Source organism: Palleronia salina, from assembly GCF_900141995.1.
GTDB classification, from domain to species: domain Bacteria; phylum Pseudomonadota; class Alphaproteobacteria; order Rhodobacterales; family Rhodobacteraceae; genus Palleronia; species Palleronia salina.
The window spans coordinates 231,615-245,296 of sequence record NZ_FQZA01000002.1; the positions used below are offsets into that span (position 1 = coordinate 231,615).

Below are 13,682 nucleotides of genomic sequence, written 5' to 3' on the forward strand. Positions count from 1 at the left end.
CTCAGGCGGCCTCGGCCCGCAGCCATCTTACGAATTTGCGCAGCGTCTCGGGCCGGTGGCCCGGTCTCGTGACGACGAAGTAGCCGTAATCGGTCTCGGTATCCTCGAACAGGTCGATGAGGCTGCCGCGCGCCAGGTCGTCGGACACCACCGGGTAGGGCAGGATCGCCACCCGGTCCGACCCGCGCAGCGCCTGCAGCAGCATGGCATTGTCGTCGAACTCGGTCGCGCGCACCCGGTCCAGGTCCAGCCCGTGCGCGCGGGCCCAGTCGATCTCGGCCTGCCGGTACGGCCCGAGTAGCCAGGGCCAGGTGGATAGCGGCGACAGGTCGGTCAGCGGGCCGACCGCCGGCGCCTCGGGCCCCGCGACCACCACGTGCACCGATCCCATCAACCATTCCGACTCGACGCCCGGCCAATCGCCCTTGCCCTGCCGGATGGCCATGTCGAACCCGTCGCGCGACAGGTCCACCACGCGGTTCGACGGCAGCAGCTCCAGCTCGACCTCGGGGTGGCGGGTCCAGAACCGGCCCATGCGCGGCATGATCCAGCTGGCCGCCAGCGACGGCGTCAGCGACACCCGCAGCGGCCGGGCGCTGTTGCGCGTCGCCATGTCCCGCGCCGCACCGGCGATGCGTCCGAACCCGTCCGTCAGCGCGGCGCAGAGCGCGATCGCGTCATGCGTCGGTGCCATCCCGTCAGGCGTCCGCTGGATCAGCGCCACCCCGAAATGCGCTTCGAGCTTGCGCACGCTCTGCGACACCGCGGCGTGGGTCACGTTCAGCTCGGCCGCGGCGGCGGTGTAGGAGCCCAGTCGCGCGACCGCCTCCAACCCCCGCAAGGCCTGAAGCGAAGGAACCCCGTGCCAGTCCATTGTAAGCCCACCTTACATGCAAGAATTCGTTCTGATTCGGTATGGCCTAATAAAGCAGCTACATGAGGGACATCGGAAGTCGAAAGGTGCGACGCCTACCGTAAGAAACGCATCGATCCCTTCCGTGGTCCCCAAAGGGCCCATCGGAACCCTCACCGCAGGAAAGGATCCTGTCATGATGAACATTTTCGCTCAAAGCTTCCTCGTCGCCACGCGCCAGGAGCCCGGTTACCGCAACCGCGCGCAGAAACGGGCGGAAGACGCCCGGACCGAGCGGTGGCACAGCGACCGGCGCTCGGGCTTCAGATCTGCGCCAGCAGAGACGCGTGACGGGCGGTGAACGCCGCCCGCACCTCGCGCGGGGGGCGCAGGACGATGTCGAGATCCGCGATCAACTCGGGATTCGGCCGTCCGAAGAAGCGCGTGGCTTCCGCTTCGGCGAAACCCGCGATCTGCACCGCTTCCATCCATGCACTGACCCGGTCCGCCGCCTTGATCTGCCGCTTGATCTTCTGCGGCAGGGCGGCGGGCAGGCCGAACCGCAGGTGGATCGCCGCCGTCAGCCGCGTGTCGAGCTCGCCGTAGCTGGCACCGATGGCGGCCTTCACCGGCGAGATCATGTCGCCGATCACGTATTCCGGCGCGTCGTGCAGAAGCGCGGCCAGCTGCCAGCGCGGTTCGGGACGGGCGCTGGTCGCGGTGAACAGGGTTTCGACCAGAAGCGAATGCTCGGCCACGCTGTAGGCGAAATCGCCCCTCGTCTGCCCGTTCCAGCGGGCGACGAAGGACAGGCCATGGGCGATGTCCTCGATCTCGATATCCATCGGAGTGGGATCCAGCAGGTCCAGCCTGCGGCCCGACAGCATCCGCTGCCATGCGCGGGGGGTATTCATGGGGCGATCTTCGATCAGGGTCGGTTGCCGGGTCACCTGTAGGCCATGGGGCCGGCCGATGCGACCGCTTCGCGCGGCCGCGCGCAGCGCGTTGCCTGTGCGGAAATCCGATGCTACACGCCACCCAACTTTTGCAAAGGATGATGGATATGGCTGGCGACTATGTCGTGAAGGATATTGGTCTGGCGGATTACGGCCGGATGGAGCTGGACATCGCGGAAACCGAGATGCCGGGCCTGATGGCCTGCCGCGAGGAATTCGGCGAGGAAAAACCCCTGAAGGGCGCCCGGATCGTGGGCAGCCTGCACATGACGATCCAGACCGGCGTTCTGATCGAGACGCTGACCGCCCTGGGCGCCGATGTGCGCTGGGCCTCGTGCAACATCTTCTCGACCCAGGATCACGCCGCCGCGGCCATCGCCAAGGCCGGCGTGCCGGTCTTCGCCGTGAAGGGCCAGACCCTGGAAGAGCACTGGGACTACCTCGACCGGTCGTTCCAGTTCGACGATGGCCCCAACATGATCCTGGACGATGGCGGCGACGCGACGCTGTATATCCTGCTGGGCGCCCGGATCGAGGGCGGCGAGGAATTCGGCGTGGCCACCTCGGAAGAGGAAGAGGTCATCCAGAAGCAGATCAAGAAGCGCATGGAAGCCTCGCCCGGCTGGTTCACCAAGATGAAGGAACAGATCAAGGGCGTCAGCGAAGAGACCACAACCGGTGTGCATCGCCTCTATGACTTGAAGAAGAAGGGCGGCCTGCCCTTCCCCGCGATCAACGTGAACGACAGCGTCACCAAGTCGAAATTCGACAACAAGTACGGCTGCAAGGAATCGCTGGTCGACGGCATCCGCCGCGCCACCGACACCATGATGGCCGGCAAGGTCGCCGTGGTCATGGGCTACGGTGACGTGGGCAAGGGCTCGGCCGCGTCGCTGCGCGGCGCCGGTGCCCGCGTGAAGGTGACCGAGGTCGACCCGATCTGTGCGCTCCAGGCCGCCATGGACGGGTTCGAGGTCGTGCTGCTGGAAGACGTCGTCGCGGACGCCGACATCTTCATCACCACCACCGGCAACAAGGACGTCATCCGCATCGAGCACATGCGCGAGATGAAGGACATGGCGATCGTCGGCAACATCGGCCACTTCGACAACGAGATCCAGGTCGCCAGCCTGAAGAACCACAAGTGGACCAAGATCAAGGACCAGGTGGACATGATCGAGATGCCCTCGGGCAATCGGCTGATCCTGCTGTCCGAAGGCCGCCTGCTGAACCTCGGGAACGCCACCGGCCACCCGTCCTTCGTGATGTCCGCGTCCTTCACCAACCAGGTGCTGGCGCAGATCGAGCTGTGGAAGAACGGCGGCCAGTACGAGAACGACGTCTACATCCTGCCCAAGCACCTGGACGAGAAGGTCGCCCGCCTGCACCTGGACCGGATCGGCGTGAAACTGACCCAGCTGGATCCCGAGCAGGCCGCCTATATTGGCGTGACGCCCGAGGGTCCGTTCAAGCCCGAGCATTACCGCTACTGAGCTTCGGTCAAGCGACAGTCCTTGTGGGGCCCCGGTATCGCCGGGGCCCTTTTCGTTTGCCCATGGGGGCTTTCGCGTCATGCCAAGCTTGACGCACGCGTGTTTTGCCTTCGAAACTGCGCGCGGCACCATAACAGGAGGACAACGCGCCATGGGAAAACGGGATGACCTGATCGAGAAATACGCGGCCGACCTGCGTGAGAAATGCGGGATGGAGCCGGACATGGACCTTCTGCGCAAGGTCACCATCGGCTGCGGGCCGGCGATCTACAACGATGACGCGTCCACCGTGGCCGCCAGCGACACGGAAGAGCTCAACCGTATTCGCGAGAACTTCCTGATGAAGAAGCTGGGCCTGCCCGACAACGACAGCCTGATGGGCGGCATCCAGGAGGTCATCCGCATCTATGGCCGCGAGAACCGCAACAAGTATCGCGCCGTTGTCTACTACATGCTGACCAAGCATTTCGGCCGCGAAGCCGCCTATTCCTGAGCCCCCTGGGCGGGGGCGCACTGGCCCCCGGGGGAACCGCCCCTAGATCCCGCCTCAGCAATGGGGCGGGACGTGCATGAAGGACGCAATCCGGGGATGGTGGTTCGAGGGTGACGACCCCATGCCGTGGCGCGAGGTGGCGATCACCACGCTGGCCGTGGCGGTGCCGCCCGTGCTTGCCATCCTCGCCTTCGGGCGCATGGGCGCGGTGGCCTTCATCGCCTCGCTGGCCGCCCACCTGTCGGCCAAGGACGAGGGCGTCCTGACCGGCACCGTCGTATCGCTGGTGCTGGTCATCTCGGGACTGCTGAGCCTCGGCGATCCCGACCTGGCGCTGCTCACCGCCGCCTCGCTGGGAATAATGACCGGTATCTGCGGGTTGCGCGGCATGGCGCGCCCGCCCCTGCGCGCGCTGATCACCTGGACCGTCTTCACCAGCCCGATCCTGCCCGCGACCGAGAAGCCGCTGCTATTCGCGCTGTTCATCCTCGCCATGGTCTGGAGCCTGGGCGTCACCCACGTCTTCGGCCAGAGCCGCACCACCGGCGATGAGGACCAGGAGAGCGCCGAATACGCGCTGGTCTTCGGCATCGCCTTCGCCGTGGGGCTGACGCTGTCGGTCTATATCGGCGGGCGGTATTTCGGCGATCACGGGTTCTGGTTCCCTCTGACCTTCGTGGTGCTGTGCCTGCCGCCGCATGGGCGGCTGTTCCGACGCACCCTGAAGCGGACCGTGGGCACCGTGCTGGGCACCGCCGCCGCCGTCGCCGTCGCGCTGGTCAGCGAGGCGACATGGCTGGTGGTGACGCTGGGCGCCGTCAGCCTGCCGCTGGCCTTTCGGATGCTGCCCTACAGCTACACCATCTTCACCGCGATGCTGACGATCTGCGTGCTGGAGCTTCTGGCGCTGGTCTCGCCCGTCAGCACCCTGGCGGCGGAACGGCTGTACACGATGGCGGCCGCGGCGGCGATGACCTACGCGCTGGGCATCGTGGGCTACGGCGTCCTGATGATCCTGAAGCCCGACGCGGCCAGGACCCTGCGCGAGGGCTAGAGCCCGCCCAGGTCTCGTATCAACTCCCATTCCTCGGGCGTCACGGGCTGCACCGACAGGCGGGAATTCTTCACAAGCACCATGTCGGCGAGCCGGTCGTCGGCCTTGATCTGGTCCAGTGTCACGGGCGTCGGCAGCGGCTCGACCGCCTTGATGTCCACGCATTCCCAGCGGTCGTCGTCGGTGGTGCTGTCGGGATGCGCCGCGGCGATGACCTCGACGATGCCCACGACCGCGCGTTCCTTCTGCGAGTGGTAGAAGAAGCCCTGGTCGCCCACCGCCATCTCGCGCATGAAGTTGCGCGCCTGGTAATTGCGCACGCCGTCCCATTCCTCTCCCGCGTCGCCCCTGGCGACCTGGTCGTCCCACGACCAGGTCGAGGGTTCCGATTTGAACAGCCAGTAGCTCATGCCTTCGCCCCCTTGCGGCCGCTGCCCAGCATGGGCGCGGCATCGGTATCCAGCGGCCAGCGCGGGCGCGCGGCCAGGCTCATGTCGTCGGTCTGCCCCAGGCGGAGGCGTTCGATCCCCGCCCAGGCGATCATCGCCGCGTTGTCGGTGCACAGCGCCAGGGGCGGCGCGGTGGAGGCGATGCCTCGTTCCGCGCAAAGGTCGCTCAGCCCGGCCCGGATCGCACCGTTGGCCGCCACGCCCCCGGCCACGGCAAAGGCGGTGGCCTCGGGCATCAGGTCCAGCGCGCGGCGCGATTTGGCCACCAGGATATCGGCCACCGCCGCCTGGAACGACGCGCAGATGTCGTCGCGGGTGGACGCGGGCAGGGTGCCGTCGACCAGCGCCGCGTCGCGGGCGCGCAGCACGGCGGTTTTCAACCCGGAGAAGGACATGTCGCAGCCGTCCCGGTCCAGCAGGGGCCGGGGCAGGGTGATCACATCGTTGCCACGTGCCGCCGCCCGCTCGACCTCGGGGCCGCCGGGCTGGGGCAGGGACAGGGCCTTCGCGATCTTGTCGAAGGCCTCGCCCGGGGCATCGTCGATGGTGCCGCCCAGCCGGGTGAACCTGTCGGCGGCCGTCACGCGCAGGAACTGGCAATGCCCGCCCGAGACCAGCAGCATGAGATACGGGAACGCCAGCCCGTCGGTCAGCCGGGGCGTCAGCGCGTGGCCGGCCAGGTGGTTCACGCCGATGATCGGCAGGCCCAGCGCGGCGGCGAAACCCTTGGCGCACATCACGCCCGCCATCACCCCGCCGATGAGGCCCGGGCCCGCGGTCACCGCCACGCCGTCCAGGTCACGCGGCCCGAGACCCGCGGCCGCCAGCGCGCGTTCGATGGCCAGGTCCAGTTTCTCCACGTGGGCGCGGGCGGCGATCTCGGGCACAACGCCGCCGTAGGCCGCGTGCAGGTCGGCCTGCCCGAAGACCACGTTCGACAGGATCTCCGGTGGCTGGCCGGGGACGTGCCGCACCACGGCCGCGCCAGTGTCGTCGCAGCTGCTTTCGATGCCGAGAATGGTAAGCGTCGTGTCCATGCCGGCCTGTTGCCTTGGAAGTCGCCCGAGCCTACCACTTGGCCCTGCAGCCGTCCATTGTGAAGGAGCCGCGCCATCCCCGCGCCGCCGCTTGTCCTTTCGCGTCCGCGCCCGGCCGCCCTGAGATTCGCCCGCACGGTGCGCGGCCTGGGTTTCGGGGGGCCGATCCTGTTCGCGCCCGTGCTAGAGATCGTGCCGATGGCGCCCGGAGACCTGCCGGGGGGCGATCTGGTCTTCACCTCCGAACACGGGGCCATCCGCGCCGCCGAACTGTGCCTGCGGGACCGGCGCGCCTTTGCCGTGGGACCACGCACCGGGGCGGTGGCGCGCGCGCTGGGATTCGACTGCGCCGACGGACCGGGGCAGGCCGCCGAGCTGCCGGATTGGCTGGCCACGCAGGGCGCCGGGCCGGTCCTGCACCTGCATGGTCGCCACGTGACCGGCGACTTGGCGGGCGCACTGCGGGAGCTTGGCGTGCTGGCCGAGGCCCGGGTCGTCTATGACCAGGTCGCGCGCGCGCCCGGCGCCGCCGCGACCCGTGCGGCGCGCGGGCCGGGTGCGATCTTGCCGTTGTTCTCCGCGCGCACGGCCCGCCTGTTGGCGGACGGATTGGAGCAGGTGGACGACAGCGCGCAGGTGCTTTCGATCAGTTCGGCGGTCGCGCGGGCTTGGCCTTTGGGCGGTGTGCAACATATTGCATCAACGCCCGATGCGGCGGGGATGGCGGCTCTGGTGGCCGCCCTTGTTGCACCGGCAGTGGAACGCTAAGGTCGCGTGACGCTTTGGAAAGCAGGAACAGCCGACCCGTCCGGGCGGCGAGAAGGTGGGAAGACGTTGGCATGACCGAGGCAAAGACCGAAAGCACCGACACGACCCGGGGCGGCGCCGAAGACACCAAGCCCGACCCCACGACCGAGACGGCCGCGACCACGACGCCCGACACGCCGAGCACCGGGAACGATGACAGCCGGGCCGCCCAGGAAACCAGCCGCACGCCCTTCGCCACGCTTTTCCTTGGGGGTTTCATCGCCGCCGCGCTGGGATACGGCGCGGCCTATTACGGTGAATTCGGCCTGTTCGGCGCTGGCGAGGACGAAGCGCTGGTCGAGGTTGTCGCCGCGCAGGAAGCCCGGATCGACGCGATCGAGGCGGCGCTGGGCGCCCCCGACGAGGTGACCGAGCGGCTGGACGCCTCGGATGCCGGGCTGACCGAATTGCAGCAGAATTTCGGGTCGCTGGCCCAGAACATCGATTCGCTGGATGAGCGCATCGGCGGGGTCGAGGCCGGTCTCGCCGGTCTTGCGCCGGGCGAAGACGCCGAGGGTCAGACCGCCGGCGTGGACCTGTCTATGATCGAAGACCTCACCGACGCGCAGAATTCGATCCAGGGGCAGCTGTCCCAGCGGATCGACGAGCTTGCCGCGCAGGTCGCGGCGCTCGAGCCGGGGGCGAGCACCGACAGCGTCGCCGCGTTGGAACAGCGGCTGGCCGACCTTTCGGCCCAGATCGACGCACAGTCCGAGGCCATCGCCGGCGCCGAGACCGCCGCCGAGACCGAGACCCGCCGCATCGCTGCGCAGGCCGCGATCAGCGAGATGCGCGCCGCCATCGAAAGCGGTGCGCCCTTCGCCGATGCCGTGGGCGCCTTCGAGGACGCGAGCGGCCAGGACGTGCCCGAGGCGCTCAGCGCGCCCGCCGGTCAAGGCGTGGCCACCCTGTCGTCGTTGCAGGACAGTTTCGACGCCGCCGCGCGCGACGGTCTGGACGCCTCGCTGGCCGTGACGGCCGGCGACGGCGCACTGTCGCGCATCGGTGCGTTCGTGAAGGCGCAGACCGGCGCCCGCGCCCTGAGCGAGCAGGAGGGCAGCGGCCCCGACGCGGTTCTGAGCCGTGCCCAGGCCCGCCTGAACGAGGGCGATCTTCGGGCCGCGCTGACCGAGCTCGACGCGCTGCCCCAGGAGGGTCGCGATGCCATGTCCGACTGGATCGCCCGCGCCGAGACCCGGCTGCGCGCCAGCGCCGCGCTGGCCGACCTGTCGCCGACTTCCAACGCTAACTGAGGACGATCGTCATGCTGTGGTCCCTTCTGAAGGTCGTTCTGTTCTTCTGTGCCGTCGCCGCCCTGACCTGGGGCGCGGGCCAGTTGCTGAATGCCGATGGCGCCATCCGCGTCGCCGTCGCCAATACCGAATTCACGCTCGGGCCGCTTCAGGCGGCCATCGCGCTGATCCTGTTGATCGTCGCGGTCTGGATCGTGTTGAAGTTCATCAGCCTGCTGGTCGCGATCCTGCGGTTCCTGAACGGCGACGAGACGGCGCTGAGCCGCCATTTCTCGCGCAACCGCGAGCAGAAGGGCCTTGCCGCTCTGGGCGACGCCCTGCTGGCGCTGGCCTCGGGCGAAGGCAAGGAGGCGCAGGCCAAGGCCGCGCGGGCGCAGAAATACCTCGACCGCCCCGAGCTGACCAACCTGCTGGTGGCCCAGGGCGCCGAGATGACCGGCGACCGCGCCACCGCCGAGCGTGTCTACAAGGAATTGCTGGCCGAGGATCGCACCCGCTTCGTCGGCGTGCGCGGCCTGCTGAAGCAGAAGCTGCAGGATGGCGACACCGACACAGCCCTTGCGCTGGCCGAGAAGGCCTTCGCGCTGAAGCCCAAGCACGCCGAGACGCAGGATACCCTGCTGCGGCTGCAAGCGGGCAAGCATGACTGGGCCGGGGCGCGCAAGACGCTGGGCGCCAAGCTGAAATACGGAACCCTGCCGCGCGACGTTCACAAGCGGCGCGACGCCGTGCTGGCCCTGTCCGAGGCGAAGGACCTTCTGGCCGAGGACAGCACGATCTCGGTCCGCGAGAACGCGATCGAGGCCAACCGCCTGTCGCCCGACCTGATCCCGGCGGCCGTCATGGCCGCGCGGGGCTACATCAGGAACAACCAGACCCGTTACGCGACCCGGGTGCTGAAGAAGGCCTGGGAGGCACAGCCGCATCCCGACCTCGCCGCGGCCTTCGCCGACATCTCGCCCGACGAGACGACGGGCGAGCGCGTGCGCCGCTTCGGTACCCTGACGCGGTTGAAGCCCGACCACCCGGAAACCAAGATGCTGCTGGCCGAGCTGCACATCGCCAACGAGGACTTCCCGGCCGCACGTCGCGCGCTGGGGGACCTGGCGACCTCTCACCCGACGACGCGGTCGATCACCATCATGGCCGCGATCGAGCGGGGCGAGGGCGCCGATGATGCGATCGTGCGCGGCTGGCTTGCCCGTGCCGTGACGGCGCCGCGCGGCCCGCAATGGGTCTGCGACAACTGCCAGACGGTGCATGGCGAATGGGAGCCCGTCTGCGGCAATTGCGGTGCGTTCGACACGCTCAGCTGGACGGAACCCAAGGCCGGGTCGATCTCGGTGCCGAAACAGGCCGAGATGCTACCCCTGGTCGTTGCCGGCGGGTCGCCCAGCAGCGATATCGTGATCCCCGACGCGCAGGAAGAATCCGCGACGACGACCACGGCGTCCGAGCCGCCGATCCCGTCCGAGCCTGAGCCCGACGCCGAGCCGAAGGCCGAGGAGAAGCCCGCGGCCGAGCCGGCCCCCGAGCCCGCGCCGAAGCCCGATCCCAAGGTCCAGCCGGTCGGCGCCGACGAAACGCCCGAGGCCACGGCGGTGCCCGAAGCCGAGGTCATCGTGCCCCAGGACCAGCGCGACGAGGAAAACGCCCGCCGCCCCTGAATTGCCCTTCCACCGCCGCGGGATCCTTGTTACAGACCGCGCCGGTGGACGCCGCTGTAGCTCAGCTGGTAGAGCACGTCATTCGTAATGATGGGGTCGGGGGTTCGAGTCCCTTCAGCGGCACCACCCGTTTTCACTGGAAATTCTCGGAAGCTGGATCGGTCGAATTCCGATCACTTTTTCCGTCGCGCCGCCTGACGAGGGTGCGGCTCGCGCTATGCTCTCCCCCAACCCGCCGCACGCGCCAAGGAGAGCTGTCATGTCCACCACCTTCACCGTCAACGGCCGCGAGGTCACAGTCGACGCAGACCCGGACACGCCGCTCCTGTGGGTGCTGCGCGACGAGCTTGGGCTGACCGGCACCAAGTTCGGCTGCGGCATCGCGGCCTGCGGGGCCTGTACCGTGATGCTGGACGGCATGTCGCGCCGGTCCTGCGTCACGCCCCTGTCGACGCTGGACGGCGCGCGGGTCGAGACCATCGAAGGCGTCACCGGCCCCGAGGCCGAGGTGGTCCAGGCGGCCTGGGTGGATATCAACGTCCCGCAATGCGGATACTGCCAGTCAGGGCAGGTCATGGCGGCCACGTCGCTGCTGCAGATGATCCCCAAGCCCACGGACGAGGAGATCGACAACGCCATGGCCGGCAACATCTGCCGCTGTGCCACTTACGTCCGCATCCGCCAGGCCATCCGCCAGGCCTCGGACAACCTGGAGGCCTGATCATGCTGCCGCACATCGCCAAAGCCGCCCCCCGTGTCGCGACCACGCGCCGGGGTTTCCTTGCCGGGGCCACCGGCCTTGTCATCGCCACCCACCTGCCGGGCAAGTCCCGCGCCCAAGCCGCCCGCGTCGTGACCGAGGACGGCACCACGCAGCTTGCGCCGAATGCCTTCGTGCGCGTGGCGCCGGACAACACCGTGACCGTTCTGGTCAAGCATATCGAGATCGGCCAGGGCGCGAATACCGGCCTGCCGGTGCTGGTCGCCGAGGAGATGGACGCCGACTGGTCCCAGGTCCGTGCCGAGGCCGCACCCGAGGACGTGACGCTCTACAAGAACCTGGCCTTCGGGATCCAGGGCACGGGCGGCTCCACCGGCCTATCCAACAGCTACATGCAGATGCGCGAGGCCGGGGCCGCCGCGCGGGCTATGCTGGTCGATGCCGCCGGCCGCCGCTGGGGTGTGCCCGCGACCGAGATCACCGTCTCGAAAGGCGTGGTCAGCCACGAGCGGTCGGGCAACAGCGCCACGTTCGGCGAGCTGGCCGAAGAAGCGATGGAAAGCGAGATCCCGGTCGGCGTGCAGCTGAAGGATCCCGCCGACTTTACGCTGGTGGGCACGAAGGTCACGCGCACAGACTCGGCCGCCAAGTCCACGGGACAGGCGACCTTTGCGCTGGATATCTACCGCGATGGGATGAAGACCGTCGCCCTGCTGCACCCGCCGCAATTCGGCGCCACGGTCGTGACGGTCGATGACAGCGCCGCCATGCAGGTCGCGGGCGTGCGCCAGGTGGCGCAGGTGCCCAGCGGCGTGGCCGTCATCGCCGACAATACCTTCGCCGCGCTGAAGGGTCGTGACGCCCTGAGCGTCGAGTGGGACACCAGCAGCGCCGAGACCCGCAGCAGCGCCCAGATCGCCGAGGCCTTCCGCGCCCAGGCGCAGCCCGGCGCGGGCACTCAGGTCGAGGGCAACGGCAATATCGACGATGCGCTGGCCGGGGCCGACCGCACCTTCGAGGCGGAATACCTGTTCCCCTACCTCGCTCACGCGTCGATGGAGCCGCTGGACGGCGTGATCGAGGTGAAGGACGGCGAGGTCGACGCCTGGATCGGGTCGCAGTTCCCGACCGCCGACAACCAGACCATCGCCGGTGTCCTGGGCGTGTCGCCCGAGCAGGTGCGCGTGCACACGATGTTCGCGGGCGGCTCCTTCGGGCGCCGCGCGACGCAGGGATCCCATTTCGCGGCCGAGCTGGCCAACGTCGCCAAGGCGGGCGGCGACGGCGCCTACAAGCTGATGTGGACGCGCGAGAACGACATGCGCGGCGGCTATTACCGCCCGCTGACCGTGCACAAGCTGCGCGCCGGTCTCGACGCCGAGGGCAACATCACCGGCTGGGACAACCTTGTCGTGAACCAGTCGATCATGATGGGCACGCCGATGGAGGCGATGGCCGTGCAGAACGGTCTCGATCCCACGTCCTACGAGGGGTCGAACGACCTGCCCTATGGCTTCCCGGCCCACCGACTGAGCTGGGCGCGGGGCGAGGCGGGCGTGCCGGTCCTGTGGTGGCGTTCGGTCGGGCACACGCACACAGCCTACGCGGTCGAGACGTTCCTGGACGAGCTGCTCGAAGCCGGCGGCAAGGACGCGGTCGAGGGGCGTCTTGCCCTGATGAAGGACGAACGCCCCCGCGACGCGGCGGTTCTGCGGCGGGTGGCCGAGATGGCCGACTGGTCGGGGCCCGGTACGGGCGACACGCGCTTCGGCGTGGCCTATGCCCGCAGCTTCGGCAGCTACGTCGCCCAGATCGCCGAGGTCGAGGACCGCAACGGCGTACCCCACGTGCGCCGGGTCTGGTGTGCCGTGGATTGCGGCGTGGCCGTGACGCCCGACGTGATCGCCGCCCAGATGGAAGGCGGCATCGGTTACGGCCTGGGTCACGCGCTGTATTCGCAGATCACGCTGGACGACACGGGCCGCGTGCGCGAATCCAACTTCGACACCTATCGCAGCCTGCGCCTGTCCGAGATGCCGCAGATCGAGGTGTCGATCATGGACAGCACCGCCAACCCCACCGGCGTGGGCGAACCGGGCCTGCCGCCGATCGCCCCGGCCGTGGCGAACGCCTGGCGCAGCCTGACCGGCGTGTCGCGCCGCGACCTGCCCTTCGTAAATCGTATGTCCTGAAAGGAATGAGCATGAAACCGATCGGGACGCTTGCCCTGGCCGCGCTGCTGGCCGCAGGGCCCGTTTTCGCCGAAAGCCACCAACCCGAGATCGCGACCGAGCTTCGGCCCGTCTCGGCCTTCGAGGATATCGAGAACGACGACGAACGGGCCTCGGCGCTGTTCACCGAGATGGCGAAGGTGCTGCAACATCCGCGCTGCCTGAACTGTCACCCGGTCGAGGGCGGCCCTCTGCAAGGCGACGATATGCAGCCGCACGATCCGCCCGTGGTGCGCGGCGCGGGCGGCATGGGGGCCATCGGGATGCAGTGCAACACCTGCCACGGGGCCGAGAACGTCGCCTTTACCGGCGCCGAAGGCTCGATCCCCGGCCATTCGCCCTGGATGCTGGCACCGCTGTCCATGGGCTGGATCGGCCTGACCGTCCCCGAGATCTGCGCCCAGCTGAAGGACCCCGAGCGCAACGGCAATCGTGACCTGGCCGCCATCCACGAGCACAACGCCGAAGATGGGCTCGTCGGTTGGGGCTGGCATCCGGGCGAGGGCCGCACGCCGGTGCCGGGCACGCAGGAGCAGTTCGGCGAGCTGACCCAGGCCTGGATCGACGCGGGCGCGGGCTGCCCGAGCTGAGTTAGCCGTCCGAAGTTTTTGAAGCGGGCCGCCAACGGGCGGCCCGTTTTCTTTTGAGCGATGTCCGGGACTCGCTTT

The 13,682-nt window shown here is 68.7% G+C and carries 13 protein-coding genes and 1 tRNA gene; 10 read left to right on the forward strand and 4 right to left on the reverse strand.

All coding sequences use genetic code 11. The features are described 5' to 3' along the window. Position 1: 1 nt before the first annotated feature. Entirely contained in the window at positions 2 to 874 is an 873-nt protein-coding gene (locus tag BUB76_RS04010) for a LysR family transcriptional regulator (RefSeq protein ID WP_073126997.1), read from the reverse strand. Between the two features lie 302 nt (positions 875 to 1,176). Continuing rightward, on the reverse strand, positions 1,177 to 1,767 hold the full coding sequence (locus BUB76_RS04015) for a YfbR-like 5'-deoxynucleotidase (protein WP_073126999.1): 591 nt from the start codon (positions 1,765 to 1,767) through the stop codon (positions 1,177 to 1,179). A gap of 149 nt (positions 1,768 to 1,916) precedes the next feature. Between BUB76_RS04015 and ahcY the strand changes: the two genes are divergently transcribed. The 3 genes from ahcY (at position 1,917) to BUB76_RS04030 (ending at position 4,849) form a co-directional block, all read left to right on the forward strand. Further along, positions 1,917 to 3,302: an adenosylhomocysteinase gene (gene ahcY / locus BUB76_RS04020; protein WP_073127002.1), complete on the forward strand. Its 1,386-nt coding sequence runs from the start codon at positions 1,917 to 1,919 to the stop codon at positions 3,300 to 3,302. 151 nt (positions 3,303 to 3,453) lie between these two features. Beyond that, positions 3,454 to 3,795, forward strand: coding sequence for a DUF2853 family protein (locus BUB76_RS04025; RefSeq protein WP_073127004.1), 342 nt, complete (start codon positions 3,454 to 3,456; stop codon positions 3,793 to 3,795). A gap of 76 nt (positions 3,796 to 3,871) precedes the next feature. After that, complete coding sequence (locus BUB76_RS04030) at positions 3,872 to 4,849, forward strand: FUSC family protein (protein WP_073127006.1); 978 nt, start codon at positions 3,872 to 3,874, stop codon at positions 4,847 to 4,849. Here the strand turns inward: BUB76_RS04030 and BUB76_RS04035 are convergent. Beyond that, on the reverse strand, positions 4,846 to 5,259 hold the full coding sequence (locus BUB76_RS04035; protein WP_073127008.1) for an EVE domain-containing protein: 414 nt from the start codon (positions 5,257 to 5,259) through the stop codon (positions 4,846 to 4,848). The two genes, BUB76_RS04030 and BUB76_RS04035, sit on opposite strands and share 4 nt — an antisense overlap. Further along, positions 5,256 to 6,335, reverse strand: a complete 1,080-nt coding sequence (gene tsaD, locus BUB76_RS04040; RefSeq protein ID WP_073127010.1) for a tRNA (adenosine(37)-N6)-threonylcarbamoyltransferase complex transferase subunit TsaD — start codon at positions 6,333 to 6,335, stop codon at positions 5,256 to 5,258. The genes BUB76_RS04035 and tsaD overlap by 4 nt, the downstream gene beginning before the upstream one ends. Positions 6,336 to 6,473: 138 nt before the next feature. On the opposite strand from tsaD, the gene BUB76_RS04045 reads away from it, so the two are divergent. The 7 genes from BUB76_RS04045 (at position 6,474) to BUB76_RS04075 (ending at position 13,604) form a co-directional block, all read left to right on the forward strand. Beyond that, positions 6,474 to 7,103 carry a uroporphyrinogen-III synthase gene (locus tag BUB76_RS04045; protein ID WP_084140524.1) on the forward strand — a complete coding sequence of 210 codons (630 nt, stop codon included), beginning with the start codon at positions 6,474 to 6,476 and terminating at the stop codon, positions 7,101 to 7,103. A gap of 71 nt (positions 7,104 to 7,174) precedes the next feature. Next, positions 7,175 to 8,395 carry a mitofilin family membrane protein gene (locus BUB76_RS04050; protein WP_073127014.1) on the forward strand — a complete coding sequence of 407 codons (1,221 nt, stop codon included), beginning with the start codon at positions 7,175 to 7,177 and terminating at the stop codon, positions 8,393 to 8,395. 11 nt (positions 8,396 to 8,406) lie between these two features. Next, a complete protein-coding gene (locus BUB76_RS04055; RefSeq protein WP_084140525.1) occupies positions 8,407 to 10,062 on the forward strand; it encodes a heme biosynthesis protein HemY in 1,656 nt (551 codons plus the stop codon). A gap of 50 nt (positions 10,063 to 10,112) precedes the next feature. Further along, positions 10,113 to 10,188, forward strand: a tRNA-Thr gene (locus BUB76_RS04060). 133 nt (positions 10,189 to 10,321) lie between these two features. After that, positions 10,322 to 10,783 (forward strand): (2Fe-2S)-binding protein, encoded by a 462-nt coding sequence (locus BUB76_RS04065; protein ID WP_073127016.1) that lies wholly within the window; start codon positions 10,322 to 10,324, stop codon positions 10,781 to 10,783. 2 nt (positions 10,784 to 10,785) lie between these two features. Continuing rightward, positions 10,786 to 12,975: a xanthine dehydrogenase family protein molybdopterin-binding subunit gene (locus BUB76_RS04070; RefSeq protein WP_073127018.1), complete on the forward strand. Its 2,190-nt coding sequence runs from the start codon at positions 10,786 to 10,788 to the stop codon at positions 12,973 to 12,975. 11 nt (positions 12,976 to 12,986) lie between these two features. Continuing rightward, complete coding sequence (locus BUB76_RS04075) at positions 12,987 to 13,604, forward strand: Isoquinoline 1-oxidoreductase subunit (protein ID WP_073127020.1); 618 nt, start codon at positions 12,987 to 12,989, stop codon at positions 13,602 to 13,604. Positions 13,605 to 13,682: the final 78 nt, after the last annotated feature.

What these genes read in the sequence shown, in the direction of transcription:
- BUB76_RS04055 (WP_084140525.1), top strand. Translation starts at nt 8,407, where the DNA reads ATGCTGTGGTCCCTTCTGAAGGTCGTTCTGTTCTTCTGTGCCGTCGCC.
- ahcY (WP_073127002.1), top strand. Translation starts at nt 1,917, where the DNA reads ATGGCTGGCGACTATGTCGTGAAGGATATTGGTCTGGCGGATTACGGC.
- BUB76_RS04075 (WP_073127020.1), top strand. Translation starts at nt 12,987, where the DNA reads ATGAAACCGATCGGGACGCTTGCCCTGGCCGCGCTGCTGGCCGCAGGG.
- BUB76_RS04015 (WP_073126999.1), bottom strand. Translation starts at nt 1,767, where the DNA reads ATGAATACCCCCCGCGCATGGCAGCGGATGCTGTCGGGCCGCAGGCTG.
- BUB76_RS04065 (WP_073127016.1), top strand. Translation starts at nt 10,322, where the DNA reads ATGTCCACCACCTTCACCGTCAACGGCCGCGAGGTCACAGTCGACGCA.
- BUB76_RS04025 (WP_073127004.1), top strand. Translation starts at nt 3,454, where the DNA reads ATGGGAAAACGGGATGACCTGATCGAGAAATACGCGGCCGACCTGCGT.
- BUB76_RS04070 (WP_073127018.1), top strand. Translation starts at nt 10,786, where the DNA reads ATGCTGCCGCACATCGCCAAAGCCGCCCCCCGTGTCGCGACCACGCGC.
- BUB76_RS04030 (WP_073127006.1), top strand. Translation starts at nt 3,872, where the DNA reads ATGAAGGACGCAATCCGGGGATGGTGGTTCGAGGGTGACGACCCCATG.
- tsaD (WP_073127010.1), bottom strand. Translation starts at nt 6,335, where the DNA reads ATGGACACGACGCTTACCATTCTCGGCATCGAAAGCAGCTGCGACGAC.
- BUB76_RS04010 (WP_073126997.1), bottom strand. Translation starts at nt 874, where the DNA reads ATGGACTGGCACGGGGTTCCTTCGCTTCAGGCCTTGCGGGGGTTGGAG.
- BUB76_RS04050 (WP_073127014.1), top strand. Translation starts at nt 7,175, where the DNA reads ATGACCGAGGCAAAGACCGAAAGCACCGACACGACCCGGGGCGGCGCC.
- BUB76_RS04035 (WP_073127008.1), bottom strand. Translation starts at nt 5,259, where the DNA reads ATGAGCTACTGGCTGTTCAAATCGGAACCCTCGACCTGGTCGTGGGAC.